This is a genomic window from Ramlibacter rhizophilus (genome assembly GCF_004681965.1).
Lineage (GTDB): Bacteria > Pseudomonadota > Gammaproteobacteria > Burkholderiales > Burkholderiaceae_C > Ramlibacter > Ramlibacter rhizophilus.
Genome location: NZ_SMLL01000008.1, coordinates 109,887 through 135,951, shown reverse-complemented (window position 1 = coordinate 135,951; position 26,065 = coordinate 109,887). Strand labels below are relative to the sequence as shown.

The window sequence follows — 26,065 nt, the reverse complement described above, 5'->3', positions numbered from 1 at the left end:
CACACCATGAGCAAGAACATCAAGGTCGCCCTGGCCGGGGCCGGCGCCTTCGGCGCCAAGCACCTGGACGGCATCAAGAACATCGACGGCGTGGAAGTCGTCTCCCTGGTCGGCCGCGAGCTGGACAAGACCCAGGAGGTGGCGAAGAAGTACGGCATCGGCCACGTCACCACCGAGCTGGCCGACAGCCTGGCCATCAAGGAAGTGGACGCCGTCATCCTGTGCACGCCCACGCAGATGCACGCCTCGCAGGCCATCGCCTGCATGAAGGCGGGCAAGCACGTGCAGGTGGAGATTCCGCTGGCGGACAGCCTGAAGGATGCGCAGGAGGTGGTGGCGCTGCAGAAGCAGACCGGCCTGGTGGCCATGTGCGGCCACACGCGCCGCTTCAATCCCAGCCACCAGTACGTGCACAAGAAGATCCAGGCCGGCGAGTTCCACATCCAGCAGATGGACGTGCAGACCTACTTCTTCCGCCGCACCAACATGAACGCGCTGGGCCAGCCGCGCAGCTGGACCGACCACCTGCTGTGGCACCACGCCGCGCACACCGTGGACCTGTTCCAGTACCAGACCAGAAGCCGCGTGATCAAGGCCAACGCGGTGCAGGGCCCGATCCATCCGCAGCTGGGCATCGCCATGGACATGAGCATCCAGCTCAAGACCGAAAGCGGCGCCATCTGCACGCTCAGCCTGTCCTTCAACAACGACGGGCCGCTGGGCACCTTCTTCCGCTACATCGGTGACAGCGCCACCTACATCGCGCGCTACGACGACCTGTTCAACGGCAAGGAGGAACAGATCGACGTGTCCAAGGTGGACGTGTCCATGAACGGCATCGAGCTGCAGGACCGCGAGTTCTTCGCCGCCATCCGCGAAGGCCGTGAGCCCAACGCCAGCGTCGCCAAGGTGCTGCCCTGCTACGAGGTGCTGCACCAGCTGGAGCAGCAGTTCGACTGAGCTTTTTGCTCCCTCCCCCGCTGGGGGAGGGCAGGGGAGGGGGCCGCGCGCCGATCACCTCGCCTGACTGCCGGCCCCCACCCCAACCCTCCCCCAAAGGGGGAGGAGGCGAACACGAGGACCTCCGCATGCACACACGCCAACTCGGACCCTTCACCGTCTCGGCCATCGGCCTGGGCTGCATGAACCTGAGCCACGCCTATGGCGTGCCGCCTTCGCCCGAACAGGGCGAGCGCGTGCTGCTCGCGGCGCTGGACGCCGGCGTCACGATGTTCGACACCGCGGCCCTCTACGGCTTCGGCGCCAGCGAGACGCTGGTCGGGCGCGTGCTCAAGCCGCACCGGCAGAAGTACACCCTGGCCAGCAAGGGTGGCATGGCGGGCGTGGCCGGCGACGACGGCGTGGTCCGACGTGTCATCGACGGCCGGCCGGAGACGGTGCGCAGGAACTGCGAGGACAGCCTGCGGCGCCTGCAGACCGACGTCATCGACCTCTACTACCTGCACCGCTGGGACAAGAAGGTGCCCATCGAGGAGAGCGTGGGCGCGATGAGCCGGCTGGTGGAAGAGGGCAAGGTGCGCGCCATCGGCCTGTCCGAGGTTTCGGCCCAGACCCTGCGCCGCGCGCACGCGGTGCACCCCATCGCCGCCGTGCAGACGGAGTACTCGCTCTGGACGCGCAACCCCGAGATCGCCGTGCTGGCCGCCTGCCGCGAGATCGGCGCGGCCTTCGTGGCCTTCAGCCCGGTGGCGCGCGGCTTCCTGTGCGACAAGCTGCACGACGTGGCGAGCCTGGCCGACAAGGACATCCGCCGCGGCATGCCGCGGTTCGAGCCGGCGAACTTCGCCGCCAACCTGAAGCTCCTGCCCGGCTACCGGGCCCTGGCGCAGGAGGCCGGCTGCACGCCGGCGCAGTTGGCGCTGGCCTGGCTGCTGCACAAGGGCGAGGACATCATCCCCATTCCGGGCACGACGAGCGTGGAGCACCTGCGGGAGGACCTGGCGGCGGCGGATGTGCGGCTTGATGCGTCGCTGATGGAGCGGCTCGAGGCGCATATCAACGAGTCCACCGTGCAGGGCAATCGCTACAACGCGCAGTCCCGGGCGGAGGTGGACACGGAGGAGTTCTGAGGCTGGCGAGGGGCTTCGACAGGCTCAGCCCGAACGGCTGTGGGATGCGGCGGGGCTTCGACAGGCTCGTCCCGAACGGGTGTGGGAGGAGGCGACGGCTTCGACGGGCTCAGCCCGAACGGATCGGGGCGCCCCGTCCGAGAGCCACCATCTCCGTTCGCCCTGAGCCTGTCGAAGGGCGCTCGCCCACCAAGCTTCGCCCGACCGCCGCGTGGAAGCCTACTCTGCCGCGGCCTCGAACTCCCGCTCGTGCATCCACGCCGCGTGCTTGGGCGCGCGCTTCGTGCGGCTCCACTCGTCCAGCATCTCCCACTTCACTTCGTCCAGCCGCTGCATCATCTCCGGCGTGGCGGTGTTCGCAGCCAGCTCCACGCGGTGCCCGTTCGGGTCGAAGAAGTAGATGGATTTGAAGATGGCGTGGTCGGTGATGCCCACCACCGCAATGCCGGCCGCCTCCAAACGCGCGCGGGTGGCTTCGAGTTCTTCCACACTGCCCACCTCGAAGGCGATGTGCTGCACCCAGTCGGGCGTGTTCGCGTCGCGTGACATGGGCGGCGCCTTGGGCAGCTCGAAGAAGGCCAGCACATTGCCCTGGCCGGCGTCCAGGAAGACGTGCATGTAGGGGTCGGGCTCGTGCGTGGAGGGCACCCGGTCCTCGGCGATGGCCAGCACGAACTTCATGCCCAGGTGGCGGCCGTACCACTCGACGGTTTCGCGGGCGTCGCGGCAGCGGTAGGCGACGTGGTGGATCTTGCGGATCTGCATGGTCTTGTCCTCGTGAAAGTTCAGATGTCCTTGCGTGCGAGCGCCATGGCTTCGCGCAGCACGCCGATGTCGCCGATGTGGTTGGCCAGCAGCAGGATGAGGCGCGCGTTCAGGCGCTCGCTCTGCTCGTCGTCCAGGTCGCGGTGGGTGTCGATCAGCGCTTCGTAGAAGTCGTCGCCGGGCGTGAAGTCGCGGAAGTAGCGCTTGCCGGGCTCGGACAGGTTGGGTTGCGTGTTCAGCGGCATGGGGTCTCCTTCAGGCGTTGCAAATGGCGCGCGCGAGGGCGGCGCGCACGGCGGCGGTGTCGAAGCGGCGCCAGCGCGCGGCCACGTGCTGGTCGGGGCGCATCAGGTAGAACGCGCCCGGTGTTGCGTCGAAGCGTTGCATGGCCAGGCCCTGCGGGTCGCCCAGCACGCGCAGGCCGGTGACCTCGCCGCCCTCGGGCGTGACGACGACGGTGTCGATGGGAACGGGCCCCTGCGCCAGCGCGGCGAAGGCGTCGCGCTGCGCGGGCGTGATGGCGGCGGTGGAGGGCGCGAACACCAGGAGCTTGAAGCCATCGCCGAGCGCGGGCAGCAGCCAGCCCTCGCGCCCGTTCTCGCGCACGGGCGCGTCGGCGGCCGGGGCGCCGGGGACCATGTCGCCGGCGAAGGCCTCGGCATCGGGCGTGTTCAGTCGCGAGTCCACCAGGAAGCTGGGCACCGACAGCCGGCCGGAGTTGACCAGCGTGCGGGCGAAGGCGTGGTCGCGCGCGAGGTCCAGCACCGCGTTGCGGAAGGTCTTGCTCACGCGGGTCTTGGGCGTGATGAAGTCCGTGGATCGCGTGGAGTTGGCGATGTTCTCGTCGGCGGCGTAGCTGCGGTCCTGGCTGTAGGTGTCCAGCAGGCTCTCGGGCGCGAGGCCCTTCATCACCAGGGCCAGCTTCCACATCAGGTCGTCGGTGTCCTGGAAGCCCGAGTTGGCACCCCGGGCGCCGAAGGGGGAGACCTGGTGCGCGGCGTCACCCACGAAGAGCACGCGGCCGGCGCGGAAGTCCTTCATGCGCCGGCACTGGAAGGTGTAGATGCTGACCCACTCCAGCTCGAAGGGGCGGTCGTCGCCCAGCATGGCGCGCAGGCGCGGGATCACGTTCTCGGGCTTCTTCTCTTCCTCGGGGTCGGCGTCCCAGCCGAGCTGGAAGTCGATGCGCCAGATGTTGTCGCTCTGCTTGTGCAGCAGCACGGTCTGGTGGCGGTGGAAGGGCGGGTCGAACCACAGCCAGCGCTCGGCCGGATAGTCGGCCTGCATGACCACGTCCGCGATGAGGAAGCGGTCCATGAAGATGCGGCCCTCGATGTCCAGGCCCAGCATGCGGCGCAGCGGGCTGCGGGCACCGTCGGCGGCGATGAGCCAGTCGGCCTGCAGTTCCAGCAGGCCGTCGGGCGTTTCCGCGCGCAGCAGCACGTGGTCGGCCTGGGGCTGCACGCTCACCACCTTGTACTTCCAGCGCATGTCCACGCCCAGCTCGCGGGCGCGGGCCACCAGCATCTCCTCCAGGTGGTACTGCTGCAGGTTGATCATTCCCGGGCGCTGGTGGCCGGGCTCCGGCACGAGGTCGAAGCGGTAGACCTCCTGCTCGCCGAAGAAGGTGCGCCCGACGTTCCAGCCCACGCCCTTGTCGCACACGCCCTCGCCCACGCCCAGGCGGTCCAGGATCTCCAGCGCCCGCTTGGCGTAGCAGACCGCGCGCGAGCCGACGGAGACGGAGTCGTCCTCATCCAGCAGCAGCACCGGCAGGCCTTTCAGCCGCGCGTCGATGGCCGCGGCCAGGCCGACCGGGCCGGCGCCGACGATGACCAGGGGATGCCGCTGGCCCGGGGAGGCCCTCAGGTCGTCCGGCGGCGTGTAAGGGAACTTGGGGTAGGCGTAGCGGCCCATGCGCGTCTCCACATTTACGTATGAGAAACGCGTTGTACTAAACGTAATTCTGGTGGTGCTTGACGCAGATCAAGTGGACGCCCGTCCGGGCGCGGGGGACGTGCGGCTCAGTCCGCGGCGCCCAGCGCCAGCGCGCGGTTTCGGGACGCGGCCAGCGCCTGTGCATCGGCCGCCGCGCGCGTCGGCCAACCCTGCAGGTGGCGCTCGGCCAGGTCGGCCAGGGCGCCGATCCAGTCCGGCGCGCTGTTGAGGCAGGGCACCAGGCCGTACTGCTGCCCGCCGGCGGCGAGGAAGGCCTGCTTGCCCTCCAGCCCGATCTCCTCCAGCGTCTCCAGGCAGTCGGCCACGAAGCCGGGGCAGGCGACGTCCACGCGCTTGACGCCACGCCGGGCGAGGGCCTGCAGCGTCGGCTCGGTATAGGGCTCCAGCCACTTGGCCCGGCCGAAGCGCGACTGGAAGCTCAGCGTCCAGGCCTCGGGCGCCAGCCCCAGGCGCTCAGCGAGCAGGCGTGCGGTCTTGTGGCATTCGCAGTGGTACGGGTCGCCCAGCTTGAGCGTGCGTTCGGGCACGCCGTGGAAGCTCATGAGCAGGTGCTCGCCGCGCCCATGGGCTTCCCAGTGGCGCTCGATGCCCGAAGCCAGCGCGTCGATGTAGCCGGGGTCGTCGTGGTATCGGTTGACGAAGCGCAGCTCGGGCAGGGTGCGAACGCCTGCGGACCAGGCCGAGACGGCATCGACCACGCTGGCCGTGGTGGTGCCGGAGTACTGGGGATAGGCCGGCAGCACCAGGATGCGGGTTGCGCCGGCGGCCTTGAGGGCATCGAGCTGCGTGCCGATGGCGGGCTGGCCGTAGCGCATGGCGGGGTGCACGAGCACCTCGTGCCCGCGCGCCGTGAGTTCGGTGCCCAGGGCCTGCGCCTGGCGCAGGGTGTGGGCCATCAGCGGCGAGCCTTCGGGTGTCCAGATGCCGGCGTACTTGGCCGCGCTTTTCGAGGACCGCAGCGGCAGGATCACGCCGTGCAGGAGGGGCAGCCAGGCCGCGCGCGGAATTTCCACCACGCGGGGGTCGCTCAGGAATTCGCGCAGGTAGCGGCGCACGGCCGGCGTGGTGGGTGCATCGGGCGTGCCGAGGTTGCACCAGAGCAGGCCGACGCGCGCGGCGCGTCCGTGCGAGAAGGCGGGCTCCGGGCGGAAGCGGGGGGAGGCGGGCATCGGGGTATTCTCGCTTTCATGCTGGACCTGACGAGAATCCGGGCCCTTTCCATCGACCTGGACGACACGCTGTGGCCGATCTGGCCGTGCATCGAGCGGGCCGAGAAGGTGCTGCACGAATGGCTGGTGATCAACGCGCCCGCCACCGCCACCCTGTTCGCGAGCGCCGAGGCGCTGCGCGAGATCCGCCGGCACATGAACGAGCATCGCCCCGACCTGAAGCACGACCTGTCGGCACTGCGGCGCGAGTCGATCCGCCTGGCGCTGGAGCGTGCGGGCGACGATGCGCTATTGGCCGAGCATGCCTTCGAGGTGTTCTTCGCCGAGCGCCAGAAGGTCACGCCCTTCGAAGACGCGCACCCCGCGCTCGAATTCCTCTCGGCCCGCTTTCCCCTGGTGAGCCTGTCCAATGGCAACGCCGACCTGGCGCGCGTGGGCATGGCGCGCTACTTTCGCGCGGCGGTGAGTGCGCGCAGCTTCGGCATCCCCAAGCCCGATGCGCGCATCTTCCACGCCGCGGCCGATGCGGCGGGCGTGCGGCCCGAGGAGGTGCTGCACGTGGGCGACGACGTGCTGCTGGACGTGCTGGGTGCGCAGGGCGCGGGCATGCAGGCGGCCTGGATCAACCGCGGCGAGACGCTCTGGCCGCACGACGACCGCGTGCCCGAGGCGGAGTGCTTCAGCCTGTCGGAGTTGTGCGGGCTGCTGCGCGCCTAAGGCGGCAAGGCCTGCACCACCGCGCACGCCGAGCGCACCGCGCCTTCCAGCGTGGCAGGGTAGGGGCCTTCGACGTAGTCACCGCAGGCCCACAGCCCCGGCGCGATGACCTGGCCCGGACGCTGCAGGCCCGGGGTGCAGGCGAAGGTGGCGCGCTTTTCCACCACGGTCTGCAGCACGGACAGGCCCTCCCATCCCTCGGCGCGGGCCTGGGCCAGTACCTGCGCCTCGAGTTCCTCGCGCGTGCCGCGGCTCGCGCTGGCGACGAAGGCCAGCAGCCCGGGCGGGCCGCCGAGCTGCGCCCGGTCGAAGACGAACTGCGCCGGACCGCCCGACAGGGCGAGCATCGGTTCCGCAAGGCGCGGCCCGCCGCTCGCATAGACCGTGGCGATGCCCTCGTGCCGCAGGGCGCGGGCGCGGGCCAGCCACTGCGGCGCGGACACCGGCGCCGCCTCCAGCAGGCGCACGGCGTCCCAGCTGGCGCAGGCCAGGATGAGGGCGTCATAGGATTCGCCGTCGACGCGCCAGCCGGGGGAGGTCGCAGACAGCTCGTTGACACGCTGCCCCAGGTGCACGCGCGCGCCGGCGCGTCGCAGGTGTTCGCAGGCCGCCTCGGGGAAGAGCCGGCCCAGCGGCTCGCGCGGCAGCAGCAGCCAGGCCCCGCCCCAGCCTCCCCAGCCGCGTCCGAAGAGCGCGTCGCGCAGCACGCGCAGGAAGACCTGGCCGCAGGCATCCTGGGCAGGCGTGTTGAGGGCGGCCACGCACAGGGGCTCGATCAGGTCGCGGACGACGGCGGCACGCAAGTCCGTGCACAAGGCCGCGACGGTCATGCCGGCCTCGCAGCGAAAGCCGGCGCGCCGCCAGCGCAGCGCCGCGGCGAGCAGGCTGGCCTTGTCGCGCCAGTCCCAGCCCCGCGCGCGCGCGATGCCCCAGGCGGCGTCGAGCGGCGCGGGCCAGGCGGGCAGGGCCAGGCCCTGGCCGTGTGCATCGAGCAGGCGCAGCGGCTGCGCATGCAGCACGCGGGCAGGAGCCACGCCCACCGCCTGCATCAATGAGAGGGTCTCGGTATAGGCGCCGATGAGGATGTGCTGGCCGTTGTCCAGGGTCCAGGGGTCGCGACCCGGCAAGGCCACTTCCAGCGAACGGGCGCGCCCGCCGGGCACGCGGGCCGCCTCGAACACATCGACCGCATGCCCGGCGCGCACGGCATGGACCGCGGCGGCCAGTCCCGCCCAGCCCGCGCCGACCACCGCGATGCGCGCCATCAGAGCCGGCCCAGGGCCTGCACCTTCCACGCGAGCCAGAACTTGCGCAGGGGCGTGAGGCTGATGCGCTGGTGCAGCACGCGGAAGTCCTCGGCCTCGATCTCGCGCAGCAGGGTGCGGTAGATGCTGGCCATCATGAGGCCGGGCTTCTGGCTGCGGCGGTCTTCGGGCGGCAGCAGCGCGAAGGCTTCCTCGTAGAGCGCCCGGGCCCGCTCGGCCTGGAATCGCATCAGCGCCTGGAAGCGATCGGAGTAGGTCCGGCTGGTGATCTCGTGCGCCTTGACCTCGAAGCGTTGCAGCTCGGACACCGGAAGGTAGATGCGCCCGCGCAGGGCGTCCTCGCCCACGTCGCGGATGATGTTCGTGAGCTGGAAGGCCAGGCCCAGCTTGTGCGCGTAGGCGGTGGTGGCCGGCTGCGTCTGGCCGAAGATGCGCGCCGCCACCTCGCCCACCACGCCGGCCACCAGGTGGCAATAGCGCTCCAGGGCGGGAAAGTCCAGGAAGCGGGTCTGCTCCAGGTCGACCTGGCAGCCGTCGATGACGGCCTGCAACTGCCGCTCCTGCAAGCCGAACTCCGCCACCCAGGGCATGAGCGCGCGCAGCGCCGGATGCTGCGGCGAGCCGGCGAAGGCCTGGTGCACCTCCTGGCGCCACCAGGCGAGCTTGGCGGCCGCGACGCCGGGGTCGCTCACTTCGTCCACCACGTCGTCCACCTCGCGGCAGAAGGCGTAGAAGGCGGTGATGGCGGCGCGGCGCGGCTTGGGCAGGAAGAGGAAGGCGTAGTAGAAGCTGCTGCCCGATGCCGCGGCTTTTTCTTGTACGTAGTGTTCGGGCGTCATGCCCGGAATTGTTCCATGCGCGCCATGCGCCACAGGATGGGCGCGGCGTCCCAGGGCCGCAGCCGCGGACGGCGCGAGAAGGTGTCGAAGCCCTGGGCCTCGATCTTGTCCAGGATGCGCAGGCCGCCTTGCACCACGCCGCGCAGCTCCCAACCCGCGCGCCCGGGCACGCGGTGGACCAGGGGCGCGCCGGCCACCATCAGGCCACGCGCCCAGGCAACTTCCGAGGCCACCAGCGCGAGCGCCTGCGGGTGGCGCGCCCAGTCCTGCGGACGCGCGGGGTCCAGGCCGTGCGCCAGGCAGTCGTCGGCCGGCAGGTAGTAGCGCCCGCGCGGAATGTCCACGCTCAGGTCCTGCCAGAAGTTGATCAACTGCAAGGCGCTGCAGATGCGGTCGCTGCGGGCGAGCGACTCGGCGTCGTCCACGTCGTAGAGCCGCAGCATGAGGCGGCCGACGGGGTTGGCCGAGCGGCGGCAGTAGTCCAGCAGCTCGGCGCGGTCGGCGTAGCCTTGCGCATCACGCGTGCGGACCACGTCCTGCTCGAAGGCGTCCAGCAGGTCCAGGAACAGGGGAAGGGGCAGGCCGTGGCGTGCCATGGCCTGCGCGAGCGGGCCGAAGACCTGCGGCCATCGTCCGGTCGCAGGCCGCCCCTCGCCGCACGCCAGCAGTTCGGCGCGGAAGGCCGCCAGGTCGTGCAAGCGTTGCGTGGCCGTGCCGGGGCCCTCGTCGGCGAGGTCGTCGGCCGTGCGCGCGAAGGCATAGATCGCGGCGACCGCCGGCCGCAGCGCCGGCGGGCACAGCCAGGAGGCGACCGGAAAATTCTCGTAGTGATCGACGGGCGCGGCGCGCAGCGTGTTGGCGGGAGGGCTCATGGACGGGGCCGATTCTCGCTTGACAGCTTGCGAGCGGCCCCACTAGATTACTAACCGGTCAGTCAACAACTGATCGGATCGATTCAGCCGGCGGGCTTCGGCCCGCCCTCACCGGAACTTCTCCGTGATGCGCCCGTCACCTGCCTTTTCGCTCCGTGCTGCCCGTGCCTGCGCCCCTGTGGCCGGGTGGCTGCTCCTCGTCGCCACGCTGGCCGGTTGCAGCCGGCCGCCCCCGCCGCCGGAGCCGGTGCGATCGGTGAAGGTGCTGACGGTGGCGGCATCGCCCTGGCAGTCCGCGCGCGAGTTCTCCGCCGAGGTGCGGCCGCGCGTGGAAACGCGCCTGGGCTTCCGCGTGGGCGGAAAGATGCTGGACCGCGCCGTGGAACCCGGCCAGCGGGTGCGCGGCGGCCAGTTGCTCGCCCGGCTGGACGCGCAGGATTTCCAGCTCGCTTCCGAGGCCGCGCGGGCGCAGGTGCAGGCCGCCACCACGCAGCGCGACCTGGCCGCGGCGGACCTGCGGCGCTACGCGTCGCTGCGCGAGCAGAACTTCATCAGCGGCGCCGAACTGGAGCGGCGCGAGGCGACGCTGCGCGCGGCCCAGGCACAGCTGGACCAGGCGCAGGCGCAGCTGTCGGTGCAGGGCAACCAGGCCCGCTACGCCGCCCTGGCCGCACCGGCCGCCGGCGTGGTGACGTCCGTGGACGCCGAGCCCGGCCAGGTGCTGGCGGCCGGCGCGCCCGTGCTGCGGCTGGCGCTGGACGGGCCGCGCGACGCCGTCTTCGCCATCCCGGAGGACCAGCTGTCGCGGGTGCGTCCCGGCCTTCCGGTGTCGGTGCGCCAGTGGTCCGACGGCAAGACGCTGGCCGGGCAGGTGCGCGAGGTCTCGGCCAGCGCCGATCCGGCGACGCGCACCTACCAGGTGAAGGTGGCGATTGCGGGGGACGCGCCGCCCCTGGGCGCGACGGTGTACCTCAAGCCGCATGGCATGGACCCCACGGGCCTGCCCGTCATCAAGCTGCCCACGAGCGCGCTGCGGCAGGAGGGCAAGGGCAGCGCCGTGTGGCTGCTGGATGCGGCCACCATGACCGTGCGCCTGCAGCCGGTCGAGATCGCCGGCATCGACGGCAACGAGGCGGTGGTCGCCTCCGGCCTGCAGCCGGGCATGCAGGTGGTGACGGCCGGCGTGCACGCGCTCGCACCGGGGCAGAAGGTCACCTTGTGGCAGGCGCGGTGACGTGATGGAACGCGGCAGCCAGCCCGACCCGGGCTTCAATCTCTCCCGCTGGGCCATCGAGCACCCGGCCCTCACGCGCTACCTGATGGTGGTGCTGCTGGTGCTGGGCTTCGCCGCCTACTTCCAGCTCGGCCAGGACGAGGACCCGCCTTTCACCTTCCGGGTGATGGCCGTGCGCGCCTACTGGCCGGGCGCCACCGCGCAGCAGGTCTCCGAGCAGGTGATCGACCGCCTGGAGCGCGCGCTGCAGGAGGTGCCGTATTCCGACGTGATCCGCAGCTACGCCAAGCCCGGCGAAGCGCAGATCATCTTCCAGATCCGCGACTCGTCCCGGCCCTCGGAGGTGGCCAACGTCTGGTACACGGTGCGCAAGAAGATCGGCGACCTGCGGGGGAGCCTCCCGGCCGGCGTGCAGGGGCCCTTTTTCAACGACGAGTTCGGCGACGTGTACGGCGTCATCTATGCGCTGGAGGCCGATGGCGGCTACAGCTGGGCCGAGCTGAAGGTGCTGGCCGACCAGGTGCGCCAGCAGCTGCTGCGGGTGGCCGACGTCTCCAAGGTCGAACTCTTCGGGGTGCAGGACGAAAAGGTCTTCGTCGAGATCTCGCACAAGCGCCTCGCCCAGCTCGGGCTGGACATGAACCAGGTGCTGGCGCAGCTGTCGCAGCAGAACGCGGTGGCCTCGGCCGGCACGGTGCAGACGCCCTCGGACGTGGTGCAGGTGCGGGTGGCCGGGCAGTTCCAGGCCGTCGAGCAGCTCGAGGCCATGCCGATCCGCGGGGCCTCGGGCGCGCAGATCCGCCTGGGCGACATCGCCCGCATCGAGCGCGGCTACCAGGATCCGCCGCAGGTCAAGGTGCGCCACCAGGGCCGCGAGGTGATCGCGCTGGGCGTGTCCATGGCCAAGGGCGGCGACATCATCCGCCTGGGGCAGGCCCTGCGCGAGTCGGCGGACCGGATCGACACCACGCTGCCGGCCGGCGTGCGCCTGGTGCAGGTGCAGGACCAGCCGCGGTCGGTGGCCAGCTCGGTCAACGAGTTCGTGAAGGTGCTGGTGGAGGCCATCGTCATCGTGCTGGCGGTGAGCTTCATCGCCCTGGGGCTGCACAAGCGCCAGGAGCCGGGCCTGCCGCTGTGGCGGCGCTATTACGTGGACGTGCGTCCCGGCCTGGTGGTGGCCATCACCATCCCCATGGTGCTGGCGCTCACCTTCCTGGTGATGTTCTACGCGGGCATCGGCCTGCACAAGATCTCGCTGGGCTCGCTCATCATCGCCCTGGGCCTGCTGGTGGACGACGCCATCATCGCGGTGGAGATGATGGTGCGCAAGATGGAGGAGGGCTGGGACAAGGTGCGCGCCGCCAGCTTCGCCTACGAGATCACGGCCATGCCCATGCTCACGGGCACGCTGATCACGGCCACGGGCTTTCTTCCCATCGGCATGGCGCGCTCCACGGTGGGCGAATACACCTTCGCCATCTTCGGCGTCACGGTGGCGGCGCTGGTCCTGAGCTGGATCGTCTCGGTCTATTTCGTCCCCTACCTGGGCACGCTGCTGCTCAAGGAGCGGCCCGTGGCCGCGGGCAACGCCGACCATCACGAGCACTTCGACACGCCTTTCTACCGGGGTTTCCGCCGCACCGTGGACTGGTGCGTGGAGCACCGCTGGATCACGATCGGCGCCACGCTGGCCACCTTCGCGCTCGGCATCGCGGGCATGGGCCGGGTGCAGCAGCAGTTCTTCCCGGACTCCAGCCGCCCGGAAATCCTGGTGGAGACCTGGTTTCCCGAAGGCACCTCCTTCGCGGCCAACGAGGCGGTGCTGCAGCGCGTGGAGCAGCGCCTGATGCATGCCGAGGGCGTGCGCACGGTCACCACCTGGGTGGGCTCGGGCCTGCCGCGCTTCTACCTGCCCATGGAGCAGATCTTTCCGCAGTCCAACGCCTCGCAACTGCTCGTGCTGCCGCAGGACCTGGCCACGCGCGAGCGGCTGCGGATGGAGCTGCCCGTGCTGCTGGCGCGCGAGTTCCCGGAGGTGCGGGCGCGCGTCAAACTGCTGCCCAACGGCCCGCCGGTGGCCTACCCGGTGCAGTTCCGCGTGATCGGCACCGACCCGCAGCGCCTGCGCACCCTGGCCGACGAGGTCAAGGCCGTGATGCGCGCCGAGCCGAGCACGCGCGGCGTGAACGACAACTGGAACGAGTCCGTGAAGGTGCTGCGGCTGGAGGTGGACCAGGCCAAGGCCCGCGCCCTGGGCGTCACCAGCCAGTCCATCGCCGAAGCCTCGCGCACGGTGATGACGGGTTCCACCATCGGCCAGTTCCGCGAGCACGACAAGCTGATCGACATCGTGCTGCGCCAGCCCAGGGACGAGCGCGACGCCATCAGCGACCTCGCCGCGGCCTACCTTCCCACCGCCTCGGGCAAGGCCATCCCGCTCACGCAGATCGCCCGGCCCGTGCCCGCCTGGGAACCCGGCGTGATGTGGCGGGAGGGCCGCGACTACGCGATCACCGTCCAGAGCGACGTGCAGGAAGGCCTGCAGCCGGCCACCGTCACCAACGCGCTGCTGCCGCGCCTGCGCGAGATCGAGTCGCGCTGGCCGACCGGCTACCGGCTGCACGTGGCCGGCGCCGTGGAGGAGAGCTCCAAGGGCTCGTCCTCCATCGCCGTCGGCGTGCCGCTCATGCTGTTCATCACCTTCACGCTGCTGATGCTGCAGCTGCACAGCTTCAGCCGCTCCATGCTGGTCTTCCTCACCGGGCCGCTCGGCATCGCGGGCGTGGCGGCGGCGCTGCTCGTGCTGAACCGGCCCTTCGGTTTCGTCGCGCTGTTGGGCGTGATCGCCCTGATGGGGATGATCCAGCGCAACTCGGTGATCCTCATCGACCAGATCGAGCAGGACCGCGCACGGGGCGTTCCGGCCTGGGACGCCATCGTCGAGTCGGCGGTGCGGCGGCTGCGGCCCATCGTGCTCACGGCGGCCGCCGCCGTGCTGGCCATGATCCCGCTGTCGCGCTCGGTGTTCTGGGGGCCCATGGCCGTGGCCATCATGGGCGGGCTCATCGTGGCCACGGCGCTCACGCTGCTGGCGCTGCCGGCCATGTACGCGGCCTGGTTCCGCATCCGGCGCGAGCCGGCGCAGCCGCTGGGATCGGGGGTTCCGGTGGGGGCTTAGAATCCCGGGTTGTCCGGAATGCGACGACGGGCGGCCAGCGCGCGAATCCTGGCAGCCCGTTTTTGTTTGTTCCGCGAACGAGCGCGGGTGGCGAAATTGGTAGACGCACCAGGTTTAGGTCCTGACGCCAGCAATGGTGTGGGGGTTCGAGTCCCCCCCCGCGCACCAGAACACCGAACGAAGACCGAACACTTCACTTTCCCCTTTTCCAAGAGAGACGCATCATGGCCGTGACCGTTGAAAACCTCGAGAAGCTTGAACGCAAGATGACCCTGACCTTGCCGGTCGGCGTGATCCAGTCCGAGGTCGACGCCCGCCTCAAGCGCCTGGCGCGCACCGTCAAGATGGACGGCTTCCGCCCGGGCAAGGTGCCGATGTCGGTGGTGGCCCAGCGCTATGGCTATTCGGTGCACTACGAGGTCATGAACGACAAGGTCGGCCAGGCCTTCGCCCAGGCGGCCAACGAGGCCAAGCTGCGGGTGGCCGGCCAGCCGCGCATCACCGAGAAGGAAGGCGCGCCCGAAGGCGAGCTGAGCTTCGATGCCGTCTTCGAGGTCTTCCCCGAAGTGCAGATCGGCGACCTGTCCAGCGCCGAAGTGGAGCGCGTGCAGGCCGAGGTGGACGATTCGGCCATCGACCGCACCATCGACATCCTGCGCAAGCAGCGCCGCAGCTTCGCCCAGCGCGCCCAGGGCGATGCGGCCCAGGACGGCGACCGCGTCACCATCGACTTCGAGGGCAAGATCGACGGCGAGCCCTTCCAGGGCGGCAAGGCCGAGGACTTCCAGTTCCTGGTCGGCGAAGGCCAGATGCTCAAGGAGTTCGAGAACGCCGTGCGTGGCATGAAGTCCGGCGAGAGCAAGACCTTCCCGCTCGACTTCCCGGCCGACTACCACGGCAAGGACGTGGCCGGCAAGCAGGCCGACTTCATGGTCACCGTCAAGAAGATCGAGGCCGCTCACCTGCCCGAGCTAAACGAGCAGCTGATCAAGTCGCTGGGCATCGAGGACGGCAGCGTCGAGTCGCTGCGCGCCGACATCCGCAAGAACCTCGAGCGCGAAGTGAAATTCCGCCTGCAGGCGCGCAACAAGCAGGCCGTGATGGACGCGCTGGTCGGCAAGGCCGAACTCGAGCTCCCCAAGGCCACCGTGCAGGCCGAGATCGACCGCCTGCTGGAGTCTGCCCGTGCCGACCTCAAGCAGCGCGGCCTGAAGGACGCCGACAAGGCGCCGATCCCGGCCGAACTGTTCCAGGCCCAGGCCGAGCGCCGCGTGCGCCTGGGCCTGGTGGTGGCCGAGCTGGTTCGCGCCAACGAGCTGCAGGCCAAGCCGGAGCAGGTCAAGGCCCACATCGAGGAGCTGGCCTCCAGCTACGAGAAGCCGGCCGACGTGGTGCGGTGGTACTACGGCGACAACCAGCGCCTGGCCGAAGTGGAAGCCGTCGTGATCGAGAACAACGTGACGGAATTCGTGCTGTCCAAGGCCAAGGTCACGGACAAGACCGTTTCCTTCGACGAGCTCATGGGCCAGCAGGCAGCTGCCTGATACTGCAGGGGCGCCGCACGCGGCGCCCGCCGACCGCGGGGCTTGTGCGCTCTTTCATTCCGGCGCACAGGCCCCAATTCCTTTTTGGCTACAGTCAAGCACCGCACGCATTCAGGAAAACGAGACCCATGAGTTCCCTTGATACCCAGGCACTCGGCATGGTGCCGATCGTGATCGAGCAGTCCGGCCGCGGCGAGCGGTCCTACGACATCTATTCCCGGCTGCTGCGCGAGCGGGTCGTGTTCCTGGTGGGCCCGGTCAACGACCAGACCGCCAACCTGGTCGTCGCGCAGCTGCTGTTCCTGGAGAGCGAGAACCCCGACAAGGACATTTCGTTCTACATCAACTCGCCCGGCGGCAGCGTCTCGGCCGGCATGGCCATCTTCGACACGATGAACTTCATCAAGCCGGACGTGTCCACCCTGTGCACCGGCATGGCCGCCAGCATGGGCGCCTTCCTGCTGGCCGCCGGCGCGAAGGGCAAGCGCTTCGCGCTGCCCAACTCCAAGGTCATGATCCACCAGCCGCTGGGCGGCATGCAGGGCCAGGCCACGGACATCGAGATCCACGCGCGCGACATCCTCAAGACGCGCACGCAGCTGAACAGGATCCTGGCCGAGCGCACCGGCCAGCCGCTGGACAAGGTCGAGCGCGACACCGAGCGCGACTACTTCCTGTCCGCCGACGAGGCCAAGGACTACGGCCTGGTCGATCAGGTGATCGCCAAGCGCCCCTGAAGCATTCGGCTCGGCCCGTCAAGTCGTCGGCTCGCAAAGTCGCAACGGCGCGTTCCATTCCGGGAAGGCGCCGTTGTTCATTTGGTTATCATTGAACTCCACGTTGAGAGGCACGCTTCCATGGCCGAAAAGAAGGGCTCGTCCAGCGAGAAAACGCTTTACTGCTCGTTTTGCGGGAAGAGCCAGCACGAGGTCAAGAAACTGATCGCAGGGCCGTCGGTCTTCATCTGCGACGAGTGCATCGACCTGTGCAACGAGATCATCCGTGACGAACTACCGGCCGCGGACGAAAACCGCGAGGCCCGTGGCGACCTGCCCACGCCCTCGGAGATCAAGCTCAATCTCGACAATTACGTCATCGGCCAGGAGGCCGCCAAGCGCGCCCTGTCGGTTGCGGTCTACAACCACTACAAGCGCCTGCGCCACAAGGACAAGGCCAAGAAGGACGATGTCGAGCTCACCAAGAGCAACATCCTCCTGATCGGCCCGACCGGCTCGGGCAAGACCCTGCTCGCCCAGACGCTGGCGCGCATGCTCGACGTGCCCTTCGTCATGGCCGACGCCACCACGCTCACCGAGGCGGGCTACGTCGGCGAAGACGTGGAAAACATCATCCAGAAGCTGCTGCAAAGCTGCAACTACGAGGTCGAGCGCGCCCAGCGCGGCATCGTCTACATCGACGAGATCGACAAGATCTCGCGCAAGTCGGACAACCCGTCCATCACCCGCGACGTCTCGGGCGAGGGCGTCCAGCAGGCGCTCCTGAAGCTGATCGAAGGCACCATGGCCAGCGTGCCGCCGCAGGGCGGACGCAAGCACCCCAACCAGGACTTCCTGCAGATCGACACGACCAACATCCTGTTCATCTGCGGCGGCGCCTTCGCCGGCCTGGAGAAGGTGATCGAGCAGCGCACGGAAGCCTCAGGCATCGGCTTCGGCGCGGCCGTCAAGAGCAAGAAGCAGCGCAGCCTCACGGACGTCTTCCGCGAAGTTGAGCCCGAGGACCTGATCAAGTTCGGCCTCATCCCCGAGCTGGTCGGCCGCATGCCCGTGGTCGCCACGCTGGCCGAACTGACCGAGGACGCGCTGGTGCAGATCCTCACCGAGCCCAAGAACGCGCTGGTCAAGCAGTACGGCAAGCTGCTGTCCATGGAAGGCGTGGACCTGGAGATCCGGCCCAACGCGCTGCGGGCGATCGCGCGCAAGGCGCTGGCGCGCAAGACCGGCGCGCGCGGCCTGCGATCCATCCTGGAGCAGTCGCTGATCGACACCATGTTCGAGCTGCCCAACGCCAACAACGTGGACAAGGTGGTGGTGGACGAGTCGACCATCGAAGAGAACAAGCCTCCGCTGCTCGTGTACCGCGAAGCCGCCAAGAAGGCGTAAGAGACTCCCCCGCGAACGCGATTCGCGGCGTCTGAATCCTGGGCTTTTCCAGGGTTGAATTCGACGGAAAGCCCTCCACACTGGATGGGCAGAGAAAGGATATCCATGTCCGGACACGTTCCCCTTCCCGCGACTCCGATCGAGCTGCCGCTGCTGCCGCTGCGCGACGTGGTCGTCTTCCCCCACATGGTGATCCCGCTGTTCGTGGGACGGCCCAAGAGCATCAAGGCGCTGGAGTCGGCCATGGAGGCCGAGCGCCGCATCATGCTGGTGGCCCAGAAAGCCGCCGCCAAGGACGAGCCCTCGGCCGGCGACATGTTCGAGGTCGGCTGCGTCTCCACCATCCTGCAGATGCTCAAGCTGCCCGACGGCACGGTGAAGGTGCTGGTGGAGGGCCAGCAGCGCGCCACCGTCAACCGCATCACCGAAGGCGAGCAGCAGTTCACGGCCCTGGTCACGCCCGTGGCGCCCTCCGAGGAGGAAGTCGCCAAGTCCAGCGAGGTCGAGGCCCTGCGCCGGGCCGTGATGCAGCAGTTCGACCAGTACGTCAAGCTGAACAAGAAGATCCCGCCGGAGATCCTCACCTCCATCTCCAGCATCGACGACCCCGGCCGCCTGGCCGACACCATCGCCGCGCACCTGCCGCTCAAGCTGGACAACAAGCAGGTCGTGCTCGACCTGGCCGACGTGCGCGGACGGCTGGAGAACCTCTTCGAGCAGATCGAGCGCGAGGTCGACATCCTGAACGTCGACAAGAAGATCCGCGGGCGCGTCAAGCGCCAGATGGAGAAGAACCAGCGCGACTTCTACCTCAACGAGCAGGTCAAGGCCATCCAGAAGGAACTGGGCGAGGGCGAAGAGGGCGCCGACATCGAGGAGATCGAGAAGAAGATCAAGGCGGCCAAGATGCCACCCGACGCCCGCAAGAAGGCCGAGGGCGAGCTCAAGAAGCTCAAGCTCATGTCGCCCATGTCGGCCGAGGCCACCGTGGTGCGCAACTACATCGACGTGCTCACTGGCCTGCCCTGGAGCAAGCGCACCAAGATCAAGCACGACCTGACGCATGCCGAGGACGTGCTCAACGAGGACCACTACGGCCTGGAGAAGGTGAAGGACCGCATCCTCGAGTACCTCGCGGTGCAGCAGCGGGTGGACAAGGTCAAGGCGCCCATCCTGTGCCTGGTCGGCCCGCCCGGCGTCGGCAAGACCTCGCTGGGGCAGTCGGTGGCCAAGGCCACGGGCCGCAAGTACGTGCGCATGGCCCTGGGCGGCATGCGTGACGAAGCGGAGATCCGCGGCCACCGCCGCACCTACATCGGCGCGCTGCCGGGCAAGGTGCTGCAGAGCCTGAGCAAGGTGGGCACGCGCAATCCGCTTTTCCTGCTCGACGAGATCGACAAGCTGGGGACGGACTTCCGCGGCGACCCCTCCAGCGCGCTGCTGGAGGTGCTGGACCCCGAGCAGAACCACACCTTCAGCGACCACTATGTCGAGGTCGACTTCGACCTGTCCGACGTGATGTTCGTGGCCACCTCCAACTCCATGAACATCCCGCCGGCGCTGCTGGACCGCATGGAGGTCATCCGCCTGTCCGGCTACACCGAGGACGAGAAGACCAACATCGCCATCAAGTACCTGCTGCCCAAGCAGATGACGAACAACGGCGTGAAGGCCGAGGAACTCGAAGTCACCGAGTCCGCCGTGCGCGACATCGTGCGCTACTACACACGCGAAGCCGGCGTGCGTTCGCTGGAGCGCGAGCTGTCCAAGATCTGCCGCAAGGTGGTCAAGGGCCTGCAGCTCAAGAAGCTCCAGCCCAAGGTGGTCGTGGACAGCGAGAACCTCAACGAGTACCTGGGCGTGCGCAAGCACAACTACGGCCGCGCCGAGCAGGAGAACCAGGTGGGGCAGGTGGTCGGCCTGGCCTGGACCGAAGTGGGCGGCGACCTGCTCACCATCGAGGCGGCGCTCACGCCGGGCAAGGGCAACTTCCTGCGCACCGGCTCGCTGGGCGACGTGATGAAGGAGTCCGTGGACGCCGCCCGCACCGTGGTGCGCAGCCGCTCGCGGCGCCTGGGCATCAAGGACGAGGTCTTCGACAAGAAGGACATCCACATCCACGTGCCCGACGGCGCCACGCCCAAGGACGGTCCCAGCGCCGGCATCGCCATGACCACGGCCATCGTCTCGGCCATCACCGGCATTCCGGTGCGCGCGGACGTCGCCATGACCGGCGAGATCACCCTGCGCGGCGAGGTCACCGCCATTGGCGGCCTGAAGGAGAAGCTGCTGGCGGCCCTGCGCGGCGGCATCAAGACGGTGCTGATCCCCGAGGAGAACACCAAGGACCTGCAGGAGATCCCGGAGAACGTGAAGAACGGCCTGGAGATCGTGCCGGTCAAGTGGATCGACAAGGTGCTCGAGGTCGCCCTGGAGCGGCAGCCCACGCCCTTGCCGGAAGACGAAACCGTGCCCGCCGAGGCCTTGCCGCCGGCGGCTGCGCCGGCACGCGAGTCCGGCTCGATCAAGCATTGAGGGCCGGTCCAGGCGGGCCGGAATAAATCTGGCCCGCTCTTCCGGAAGCCGCGTTTTTTCGCTGTAGAATGCGAGGCTCACGCGGGAGTAGCTCAGTTGGTAGAGCGCAACCTTGCCAAGGTTGAGGTCGAGAGTTCGAGACTCTTCTCCCGCTCCAGATTCGAACTCAGGGAAGCGCTTCGCTTTCCTTTTTTTCGAGGCGTCGGATCAAGGCGCGGTAGCAAAGCGGTTATGCACCGGATTGCAAATCCGTCCAGCCCGGTTCGACTCCGGGCCGCGCCTCCAGAGGTGACGGTGGGCTCGCGTGCAAGGCGCGGGTCCTTCATGCGGGAGTAGCTCAGTTGGTAGAGCGCAACCTTGCCAAGGTTGAGGTCGAGAGTTCGAGACTCTTCTCCCGCTCCAGGTTTTGACAAAGGAAGCTTCGGCTTCCTTTTTTTTGCCTGTTCGAGCGCGCGTTCTCGCCTCTCCCCCATCTGACCGCCTTTTGCGGCCATGCCCTTGCCTGCAGCCGTGCCGACGAGGTGCTGCCCAAGTGCGGCGAAAGGAATTCATCAGGAACCCTTGTGTGAACTATGGTTGAGCTGTAGATTGGCGGCCATTCTGCTCAACAGGAGATCTGGATGAATGCCTTGGACTTGCTTCGGCTGGTCGCCGCGGGTGCGGTGCTGGCGCTGGCCGGCGGCTGTGGGGATGGCGGCGGCGAGGTCATCACGGGGCCCCAGACGCCTGCGGCAACAGTCAAGGGCGTGCCCATCCCGGCAAGGGTCGACCTGGTCGAGCTGAGGTGAGGCCGTCATGAACAGACGATCCATCGCAGCCGCCTTCCTGCTGGCCCCTGTGGTCTCATGGGCCGCTCCGGTCTCTGGCAGCTATGTGACCGATGTCGCCGTCCAGTACGTGGAGGACGATGTCTTCCGCGCCATGGCTGCACAGACCAACATGGCCCTGTGCATCCTGTCCCAGGCGATCCCGCCGTCCATCGTGAACCGCTATCGCTTCGATCCCTACCTTGCACTGGTGGATGGCGCCAAGTGCCAGCTGGACGGCGCACAGCAAAAGCTCATCCGGGTGAGCGCCACCAGCAGTCGCAATGAAGGCGAGCCGCAGATCAGCAAGGGCCACATCGCGCCGGATGTCAGCGACAGCGTCGCCATCGCCTTCCACTTGTCCGCCGCGCGCGAGCCGGTTGCGAATGACTTTGGCGAGTGGACCTTGCGCTACACGGTCTACGACAACATGGCCATGTTGCAACGAGGGAGGATCGAAGCCACGGGGACGAGCCTGACGATGTCGGTGGAAGCGGGGGGCCCGATGGTGAGAAGTCTGCGCCTCGCCATCGCCTTGAGCAGCAGGACCGATGGTCGCTGGCGCAAGGGGGCATTCGAGATGCGGGAGGGCGCTGGAGTGTTGCAGGGCGGCTTGGCGCAGAACGGCTCAACGTACTGCGTTTCGCTGGACAGGGACCCGCCCGAAGCCAGGTGCTTCGACACGGACCCGTCGGGCGCGTTGCCGGTCGACACACGCTACCGCCTCTACGACGATGTCACCGGAGCCGTGTACGAATCCGAAGCCGCACGGCTGATCCTGCGCAGCGCCAAGGGTGGATTCGCCTACGCCACTTACCGCCAGGTCGTGGGCTCAGGTCTCGAAGGGAGTGTGTTCTCGCCACTCTCCGGGGCCGGCGCATACAAGGTGTATCGCCCAGCGGGGTCCCTGTTGCGCAGCGCGGTCGAGTCCGTGTCGTTCGACGACTTGGCCATGCGGCCCTTCCGCGCCACCTTCCAGCGCGCGGGCGCGTCATTGCCAGAGCCGGTCGAGATGCGCTGGAACGCCAGCCAGCAGCGTTTCGAAGTCATCGGCGTCTTCTCCTGCTACGACGGCTGCGTCAGCGACGCGATCACGCCGGAGTCCGTATCCCACGCTGACTTGGTCAACCGCGGCGCGAAGGATTTCGCCTTCGTCAAGCCCGCCGACCTTGGCACGGAGACCCTGAGGTTCAACATCGTTCCGGGTGCCTCCATCGACGTTGCGCCCCGCATGCAGTGGCTGGCCCGAACGTTCGTCGAGCCGAACTCGCCGGCGATGACCCTCCGATGCGCGCGCGACTGCCCCACGGCGGCCCGAATCGCCACGGCCACGGAGGCCGCGCGGAGCTACGTTCCGGAAACGATCGACCAGGTGGCGGCGGACGTGGTGGTCTCCTACACCTGGGATCCGCTCCAGATGGTGCTCCGGGACCAGACAGGCATGGTCGTGAGCACCGAAGGCACCGACCTGCCGGCCGATGCGGGCCTATTGACGGGCCCGCTGATCCCCGCCGCGATCTTTGACGAGGCGCAGGCCAAGTGCCTCGTGGAAACCGGTGCGGCCTGTGCGCCCGACAGCTTGGCAATGCTGGCCTCCGAGTCCTTCCGCTGGCTGATGCTTCGCGGCGACTTGCGGCCCGCGTTCCTGGTCGCCGCGGACGGCAGCTACAAGACCTTGGAACGGCGGCCCCGGGCGTTGTGGCAGGTGCCGGACTCCCCTGAGCGCTACGGCAGCCAGGCTGGCAACGTCCTCGACCTGTTCGTCGACGAACTGGGCGGACTGGGCGGCATTCCGCTGGCGTGTACCGACGAGAACCTGGAGCGCGTCGCCTGCACCGCCGGCTTGGTGTCTCAGACGCCTGCCTTCGAAATTCCCGAGGACGGTGCCGTGAACCGGGTCACGGTCAATGGCCAGACAAAGTGGGTCCGCCGCGTTTTCCAGAAGCTGCAGCTGCGCATCGTGTCTGCGCCAGATGTAGAACATGCGGTCACCAGCGGCTTGCCTGCCTTGCCGGAGCTGTTCACCGATGCCGAGGACCCCACCAATCCGGACAGCGAGATGTATGCCGGCGACCCTGCCCGCGCCGCGTTCAAGCGAGACAAGGAAGACCCCGCGGTTGGAGGCGAACTGCTCGGCCTGCAGCTCAAGCGCTAGGCAGGAGGCGGGTGTGTGCTGGCGTTGCGGATCGCCCGGTGCGCTGGGTATTGCGGCCGCCCTCTCCGTTGCGCTTCACCTGGCGATCGCCGGGTGGCTGGCCTGGCGGCCTATCGAACATGGGGCGGCGCAGGCCAGTGCCGCTGCCCGCCTCGTCAGGCCCCTGGCGGTTCGCCTGCATGCCGCGCCAGGGCCCGTGCCCGTGGCGGCAGCGGTTTCACCGAAGCGGGTGCAGGCGCATGAGCCGCCGGCGACCCGTGCTTCCCGTGCCGCGGCGCAGCGCCAGCCCACCGAGACTGCCTCCGAGGTGAGCCATGGTCCCGGCCATCGGGCACATCAGGTCACGGCCGAGCCAGGCCCCGGGCAGGATGAAAACGAGCCTGCAACGGCCGCACAGGACCGCCCTGCCGCCGGCGACATGCCGAAGGACGCACCCACGCGCCTTGCACGGCTCTCCCGTGCCGACTGGCTCGCCTTCACGAAAAGCTTCGAGTCCGTGGCGCGGGGGCCGTTCGCAGCGGCCGACGACAGACTGGCCGCGCTCATCGGAGCTGCCGAACGCCACAGCCACGCCGCTCGCCTGCGCGTCGCGCTGATCCAGGCCGCGGAAAGCCTGCAGCGCCTCGCGCCGGATGGCCCCGACCTTCACTGCCACTTGAAGGAGTACCTCACCTGTGTCCCTGGCGAGGCGCAGCATGAAGGCATCGACCGTGTGATCGAGGCGCACCCCGAGCTTCTGCAGGCCCTGCGCACCACGGCACTCGCGCGCCGCGGCGGGCGCTGGATGCTGGAGCCCCTCCCGCCGGCCAGTTGAGTGCAGGCTCGTCAACCGCCGCGGCCCCCCACCGGTTATGACTTACAGTGCCCCATCGGCCCCGATGGTGAAATAGGTAGACACAGCGGACTTAAAATCCGCGGCCTCTGACCGGGCGTACCGGTTCGACTCCGGTTCGGGGCACCATCCGCCCCAGGCGCACGAGCAACATGTCCCAATACGACCCCCCCTTCGAAATCCACGTGCACGGCGACGTACCGCTGCGCGCGGATGTCACCTTCGCCCAGCTGCAGGATGCGCTCAAGCCCTTGTGGAAGTACACCGGCGCCAAGTCCCTGGCCGACGCCGCCGAGAGCGCCTACGAGGAAGAGCCGGGCATCCGCTTCGACGCCAACGAACACCTGCTGACCCTGTGCTGGACGGTGCAGGGCGACGAGGACTTCCGCCAGGCGCTGGACGAAATGTGCATGAGCCTCAACGAGCTGGCCGAGCAGGGCGCGGCCATCGAGGTCACCTTCTACGACACCGAGTTCGACGAGGAAGAGGAACCCCCCGAAGCCGAGTCGCGCGACGACTTCGTCATGCTCTTCGTCGGCCCCACGCCCGCGGCCATCATGCAGGTGCAGCGCGACCTCCTGGTCGAAGACGTGGTGCACCTCATGGAGCGGCACTTCGACGCCAGCGAACTCGGCGGCGTGGTCGCCGAGATCGACCGCCTCTTCAGCGCCCGCTTCGACGCGCTGGTGAGCTCGCTGGAAATCGGCAAGCCACCGCGGGGCAGCGGCGGCGGCTCGGGTGGCAGCCATGGTGGGGGACGCCGGCCGCGGCATCTGCACTGAGGCACGCGCAAGAAAAAAGCCCCGCTGCAGGAATGCAGCGGGGCTTTTTATCGGGTGTGCCTGGGGTGGCTGATGGGACTCGAACCCACGACGACCAGAATCACAATCTGGGACTCTACCAACTGAGCTACAGCCACCGTCGAGTCGGCGATTATAGCCCGCGAAGCGGCGTGGGTCCCGGGCTTCAGTTCACCAGCACCAGCTTGCCCTTGACGCCGCGCGAGCCCATGAGCGCGTAGGCCTGGGGCAGTTCCTTCATCGGCAGCGCGCGGTCGATCACGGGGCGGATCTTGCCCTCGGTCCACCAGCGGGTCAGCTCGCCGAGCATGGCGGCGTTGGCCTTGGCTTCGCGCTTGGCGAAGTCGCCCCAGAACACGCCCACGATGGCCGCGCCCTTGAGCAGCGCGAGGTTTAGGGGCAGCGACGGGATGGGCCCGGAGGCGAAGCCGACCACCAGATAGCGCCCGCGCCAGGCGATGGAACGGAAGGCCGGCTCGGCGAAGTCGCCGCCCACGGGGTCGTAGATGACATCCGGGCCCTTGCCGCCCGTTTCGCGCTTGACGGCATCGCGGAAGGCCTGGGGCAGGCCTTCACGGCTGTAGTCGATGGCGGCGTCGGCGCCGATGCGCAGGCACAGCTCGCACTTGTCCTGCGAGGAGGCGGCGGCGATGACGCGGGCACCGGCCGCCTTGGCGATCTGGATCGCGGCGGTCCCCACGCCGCCGGCCGCACCGAGCACCAGCACGGTCTCGCCGGCCTTGAGTTGCCCGCGATCGAGCAGGGCGTGGTGCGAGGTGGCGTAGGTCATGATGAACCCGGCGGCCTCGCGCAGGTCGCACTGCGCAGGCAGCGGCAGGCACAGGGCCGCGGGCACCACGGTGTGCGTCGCGAAGCCGCCGGTGCCGTGCAGGCAGGCCACGGGCTGGCCCACCTTCAGCTGCGTCACGCCTTCGCCCACGGCCTCCACCACGCCGGCGAACTCCGAGCCGGGGACGAAGGGCAGGGCGGGCTTGATCTGGTACTTGTTCTGGACGATCAGCAGGTCGGGAAAGTTGAGGCTGGCTGCCTCGATCTTCACGCGCACCTGGCCCGGGCCGGGCTGCGGCGTGGGCAGCTCCTTCCAGCTCAGTGCCTCGACACCGACGGGGTTCTCGCAAAGCCAGGCATGCATGGGACGCTCCGTTGAAGATTGCGCGCAAA

At 68.7% G+C, this 26,065-nt stretch carries 20 protein-coding genes, 6 tRNA genes and 1 pseudogene; 18 read left to right on the top strand and 9 right to left on the bottom strand.

What is annotated here, in order from left to right; genetic code table 11:
• Positions 1 to 6: 6 nt before the first annotated feature.
• The gene (locus EZ242_RS19330) at positions 7 to 960 is read left to right on the top strand and encodes a Gfo/Idh/MocA family oxidoreductase (RefSeq protein WP_135286841.1); all 954 of its coding nucleotides are present in this window, start codon (positions 7 to 9) and stop codon (positions 958 to 960) included.
• A gap of 128 nt (positions 961 to 1,088) precedes the next feature.
• Positions 1,089 to 2,090: an aldo/keto reductase gene (locus tag EZ242_RS19325; RefSeq protein ID WP_135286840.1), complete on the top strand. Its 1,002-nt coding sequence runs from the start codon at positions 1,089 to 1,091 to the stop codon at positions 2,088 to 2,090.
• A gap of 219 nt (positions 2,091 to 2,309) precedes the next feature.
• On the opposite strand, the gene EZ242_RS19320 is transcribed toward EZ242_RS19325, so the two are convergent.
• The 4 genes from EZ242_RS19320 to hemH form a co-directional block, all read right to left on the bottom strand.
• Complete coding sequence (locus tag EZ242_RS19320; protein WP_135286839.1) at positions 2,310 to 2,855, bottom strand: VOC family protein; 546 nt, start codon at positions 2,853 to 2,855, stop codon at positions 2,310 to 2,312.
• A gap of 20 nt (positions 2,856 to 2,875) precedes the next feature.
• A complete protein-coding gene (locus EZ242_RS19315; RefSeq protein WP_135286838.1) occupies positions 2,876 to 3,100 on the bottom strand; it encodes a DUF2783 domain-containing protein in 225 nt (74 codons plus the stop codon).
• A gap of 10 nt (positions 3,101 to 3,110) precedes the next feature.
• Complete coding sequence (locus tag EZ242_RS19310; RefSeq protein ID WP_135286837.1) at positions 3,111 to 4,772, bottom strand: FAD-dependent oxidoreductase; 1,662 nt, start codon at positions 4,770 to 4,772, stop codon at positions 3,111 to 3,113.
• Between the two features lie 107 nt (positions 4,773 to 4,879).
• Complete coding sequence (gene hemH, locus EZ242_RS19305) at positions 4,880 to 5,983, bottom strand: ferrochelatase (RefSeq protein WP_135286836.1); 1,104 nt, start codon at positions 5,981 to 5,983, stop codon at positions 4,880 to 4,882.
• An 18-nt stretch (positions 5,984 to 6,001) separates the two neighbouring features.
• On the opposite strand from hemH, the gene EZ242_RS19300 reads away from it, so the two are divergent.
• Positions 6,002 to 6,700 carry an HAD family hydrolase gene (locus EZ242_RS19300; RefSeq protein WP_135286835.1) on the top strand — a complete coding sequence of 233 codons (699 nt, stop codon included), beginning with the start codon at positions 6,002 to 6,004 and terminating at the stop codon, positions 6,698 to 6,700.
• Here the strand turns inward: EZ242_RS19300 and hpnE are convergent.
• Genes hpnE through hpnC form a run of 3 tightly spaced genes read right to left on the bottom strand, consistent with a single transcriptional unit; the run spans position 6,697 to position 9,676 of the window.
• Positions 6,697 to 7,965: a hydroxysqualene dehydroxylase HpnE gene (hpnE, locus tag EZ242_RS19295; protein ID WP_135286834.1), complete on the bottom strand. Its 1,269-nt coding sequence runs from the start codon at positions 7,963 to 7,965 to the stop codon at positions 6,697 to 6,699. The two genes, EZ242_RS19300 and hpnE, sit on opposite strands and share 4 nt — an antisense overlap.
• Positions 7,965 to 8,804 (bottom strand): presqualene diphosphate synthase HpnD, encoded by an 840-nt coding sequence (gene hpnD / locus EZ242_RS19290; protein WP_135286833.1) that lies wholly within the window; start codon positions 8,802 to 8,804, stop codon positions 7,965 to 7,967. Before hpnD ends, hpnE begins: the two co-directional genes overlap by 1 nt.
• Positions 8,801 to 9,676, bottom strand: coding sequence for a squalene synthase HpnC (gene hpnC, locus EZ242_RS19285; protein ID WP_135286832.1), 876 nt, complete (start codon positions 9,674 to 9,676; stop codon positions 8,801 to 8,803). Before hpnC ends, hpnD begins: the two co-directional genes overlap by 4 nt.
• A gap of 127 nt (positions 9,677 to 9,803) precedes the next feature.
• On the opposite strand from hpnC, the pseudogene EZ242_RS19280 reads away from it, so the two are divergent.
• The 15 genes and pseudogenes from EZ242_RS19280 to EZ242_RS19215 form a co-directional block, all read left to right on the top strand.
• Positions 9,804 to 10,907 (top strand): annotated as a pseudogene (locus EZ242_RS19280) (efflux RND transporter periplasmic adaptor subunit); the annotation flags it as partial.
• Positions 10,908 to 10,914: 7 nt separating this feature from the next.
• A complete protein-coding gene (locus tag EZ242_RS19275) occupies positions 10,915 to 14,088 on the top strand; it encodes an efflux RND transporter permease subunit (RefSeq protein ID WP_135286830.1) in 3,174 nt (1,057 codons plus the stop codon).
• Between the two features lie 81 nt (positions 14,089 to 14,169).
• Positions 14,170 to 14,256: transfer RNA gene (locus EZ242_RS19270), tRNA-Leu, on the top strand.
• Between the two features lie 56 nt (positions 14,257 to 14,312).
• Positions 14,313 to 15,632: a trigger factor gene (gene tig, locus EZ242_RS19265; RefSeq protein WP_135286829.1), complete on the top strand. Its 1,320-nt coding sequence runs from the start codon at positions 14,313 to 14,315 to the stop codon at positions 15,630 to 15,632.
• Between the two features lie 128 nt (positions 15,633 to 15,760).
• On the top strand, positions 15,761 to 16,369 hold the full coding sequence (clpP, locus tag EZ242_RS19260; RefSeq protein WP_135286828.1) for an ATP-dependent Clp endopeptidase proteolytic subunit ClpP: 609 nt from the start codon (positions 15,761 to 15,763) through the stop codon (positions 16,367 to 16,369).
• Between the two features lie 120 nt (positions 16,370 to 16,489).
• Positions 16,490 to 17,755 (top strand): ATP-dependent Clp protease ATP-binding subunit ClpX, encoded by a 1,266-nt coding sequence (gene clpX, locus EZ242_RS19255; RefSeq protein ID WP_135286827.1) that lies wholly within the window; start codon positions 16,490 to 16,492, stop codon positions 17,753 to 17,755.
• A 105-nt stretch (positions 17,756 to 17,860) separates the two neighbouring features.
• Positions 17,861 to 20,290, top strand: a complete 2,430-nt coding sequence (gene lon / locus EZ242_RS19250) for an endopeptidase La (RefSeq protein WP_135286826.1) — start codon at positions 17,861 to 17,863, stop codon at positions 20,288 to 20,290.
• A gap of 81 nt (positions 20,291 to 20,371) precedes the next feature.
• Positions 20,372 to 20,447, top strand: a tRNA-Gly gene (locus tag EZ242_RS19245).
• Positions 20,448 to 20,501: 54 nt separating this feature from the next.
• Positions 20,502 to 20,575 (top strand) — tRNA-Cys (locus EZ242_RS19240).
• A 41-nt stretch (positions 20,576 to 20,616) separates the two neighbouring features.
• A tRNA-Gly gene (locus tag EZ242_RS19235) sits at positions 20,617 to 20,692 on the top strand.
• Between the two features lie 218 nt (positions 20,693 to 20,910).
• Positions 20,911 to 21,078, top strand: coding sequence for a hypothetical protein (locus EZ242_RS22125; protein ID WP_167784875.1), 168 nt, complete (start codon positions 20,911 to 20,913; stop codon positions 21,076 to 21,078).
• 7 nt (positions 21,079 to 21,085) lie between these two features.
• Positions 21,086 to 23,251, top strand: coding sequence for a hypothetical protein (locus EZ242_RS19230; RefSeq protein WP_135286825.1), 2,166 nt, complete (start codon positions 21,086 to 21,088; stop codon positions 23,249 to 23,251).
• Between the two features lie 418 nt (positions 23,252 to 23,669).
• On the top strand, positions 23,670 to 24,065 hold the full coding sequence (locus tag EZ242_RS19225; RefSeq protein WP_135286824.1) for a hypothetical protein: 396 nt from the start codon (positions 23,670 to 23,672) through the stop codon (positions 24,063 to 24,065).
• A 58-nt stretch (positions 24,066 to 24,123) separates the two neighbouring features.
• Positions 24,124 to 24,212 (top strand) — tRNA-Leu (locus EZ242_RS19220).
• Between the two features lie 23 nt (positions 24,213 to 24,235).
• Complete coding sequence (locus tag EZ242_RS19215) at positions 24,236 to 24,865, top strand: DUF6806 family protein (protein WP_135286823.1); 630 nt, start codon at positions 24,236 to 24,238, stop codon at positions 24,863 to 24,865.
• A gap of 61 nt (positions 24,866 to 24,926) precedes the next feature.
• Here the strand turns inward: EZ242_RS19215 and EZ242_RS19210 are convergent.
• Positions 24,927 to 25,002: transfer RNA gene (locus tag EZ242_RS19210), tRNA-His, on the bottom strand.
• A gap of 47 nt (positions 25,003 to 25,049) precedes the next feature.
• Positions 25,050 to 26,036 carry an NADPH:quinone oxidoreductase family protein gene (locus EZ242_RS19205; RefSeq protein WP_135286822.1) on the bottom strand — a complete coding sequence of 329 codons (987 nt, stop codon included), beginning with the start codon at positions 26,034 to 26,036 and terminating at the stop codon, positions 25,050 to 25,052.
• Positions 26,037 to 26,065: the final 29 nt, after the last annotated feature.

Excerpts from the sequence above, each read along its gene's own strand:
- EZ242_RS19330 (WP_135286841.1), top strand. The coding sequence starts at position 7 with ATGAGCAAGAACATCAAGGTCGCCCTGGCCGGGGCCGGCGCCTTCGGC.
- EZ242_RS19325 (WP_135286840.1), top strand. The coding sequence starts at position 1,089 with ATGCACACACGCCAACTCGGACCCTTCACCGTCTCGGCCATCGGCCTG.
- EZ242_RS19320 (WP_135286839.1), bottom strand. The coding sequence starts at position 2,855 with ATGCAGATCCGCAAGATCCACCACGTCGCCTACCGCTGCCGCGACGCC.
- EZ242_RS19315 (WP_135286838.1), bottom strand. The coding sequence starts at position 3,100 with ATGCCGCTGAACACGCAACCCAACCTGTCCGAGCCCGGCAAGCGCTAC.
- EZ242_RS19310 (WP_135286837.1), bottom strand. The coding sequence starts at position 4,772 with ATGGGCCGCTACGCCTACCCCAAGTTCCCTTACACGCCGCCGGACGAC.
- hemH (WP_135286836.1), bottom strand. The coding sequence starts at position 5,983 with ATGCCCGCCTCCCCCCGCTTCCGCCCGGAGCCCGCCTTCTCGCACGGA.
- EZ242_RS19300 (WP_135286835.1), top strand. The coding sequence starts at position 6,002 with ATGCTGGACCTGACGAGAATCCGGGCCCTTTCCATCGACCTGGACGAC.
- hpnE (WP_135286834.1), bottom strand. The coding sequence starts at position 7,965 with ATGGCGCGCATCGCGGTGGTCGGCGCGGGCTGGGCGGGACTGGCCGCC.
- hpnD (WP_135286833.1), bottom strand. The coding sequence starts at position 8,804 with ATGACGCCCGAACACTACGTACAAGAAAAAGCCGCGGCATCGGGCAGC.
- hpnC (WP_135286832.1), bottom strand. The coding sequence starts at position 9,676 with ATGAGCCCTCCCGCCAACACGCTGCGCGCCGCGCCCGTCGATCACTAC.
- EZ242_RS19275 (WP_135286830.1), top strand. The coding sequence starts at position 10,915 with ATGGAACGCGGCAGCCAGCCCGACCCGGGCTTCAATCTCTCCCGCTGG.
- tig (WP_135286829.1), top strand. The coding sequence starts at position 14,313 with ATGGCCGTGACCGTTGAAAACCTCGAGAAGCTTGAACGCAAGATGACC.
- clpP (WP_135286828.1), top strand. The coding sequence starts at position 15,761 with ATGAGTTCCCTTGATACCCAGGCACTCGGCATGGTGCCGATCGTGATC.
- clpX (WP_135286827.1), top strand. The coding sequence starts at position 16,490 with ATGGCCGAAAAGAAGGGCTCGTCCAGCGAGAAAACGCTTTACTGCTCG.
- lon (WP_135286826.1), top strand. The coding sequence starts at position 17,861 with ATGTCCGGACACGTTCCCCTTCCCGCGACTCCGATCGAGCTGCCGCTG.
- EZ242_RS22125 (WP_167784875.1), top strand. The coding sequence starts at position 20,911 with ATGAATGCCTTGGACTTGCTTCGGCTGGTCGCCGCGGGTGCGGTGCTG.
- EZ242_RS19230 (WP_135286825.1), top strand. The coding sequence starts at position 21,086 with ATGAACAGACGATCCATCGCAGCCGCCTTCCTGCTGGCCCCTGTGGTC.
- EZ242_RS19225 (WP_135286824.1), top strand. The coding sequence starts at position 23,670 with ATGCCGAAGGACGCACCCACGCGCCTTGCACGGCTCTCCCGTGCCGAC.
- EZ242_RS19215 (WP_135286823.1), top strand. The coding sequence starts at position 24,236 with ATGTCCCAATACGACCCCCCCTTCGAAATCCACGTGCACGGCGACGTA.
- EZ242_RS19205 (WP_135286822.1), bottom strand. The coding sequence starts at position 26,036 with ATGCATGCCTGGCTTTGCGAGAACCCCGTCGGTGTCGAGGCACTGAGC.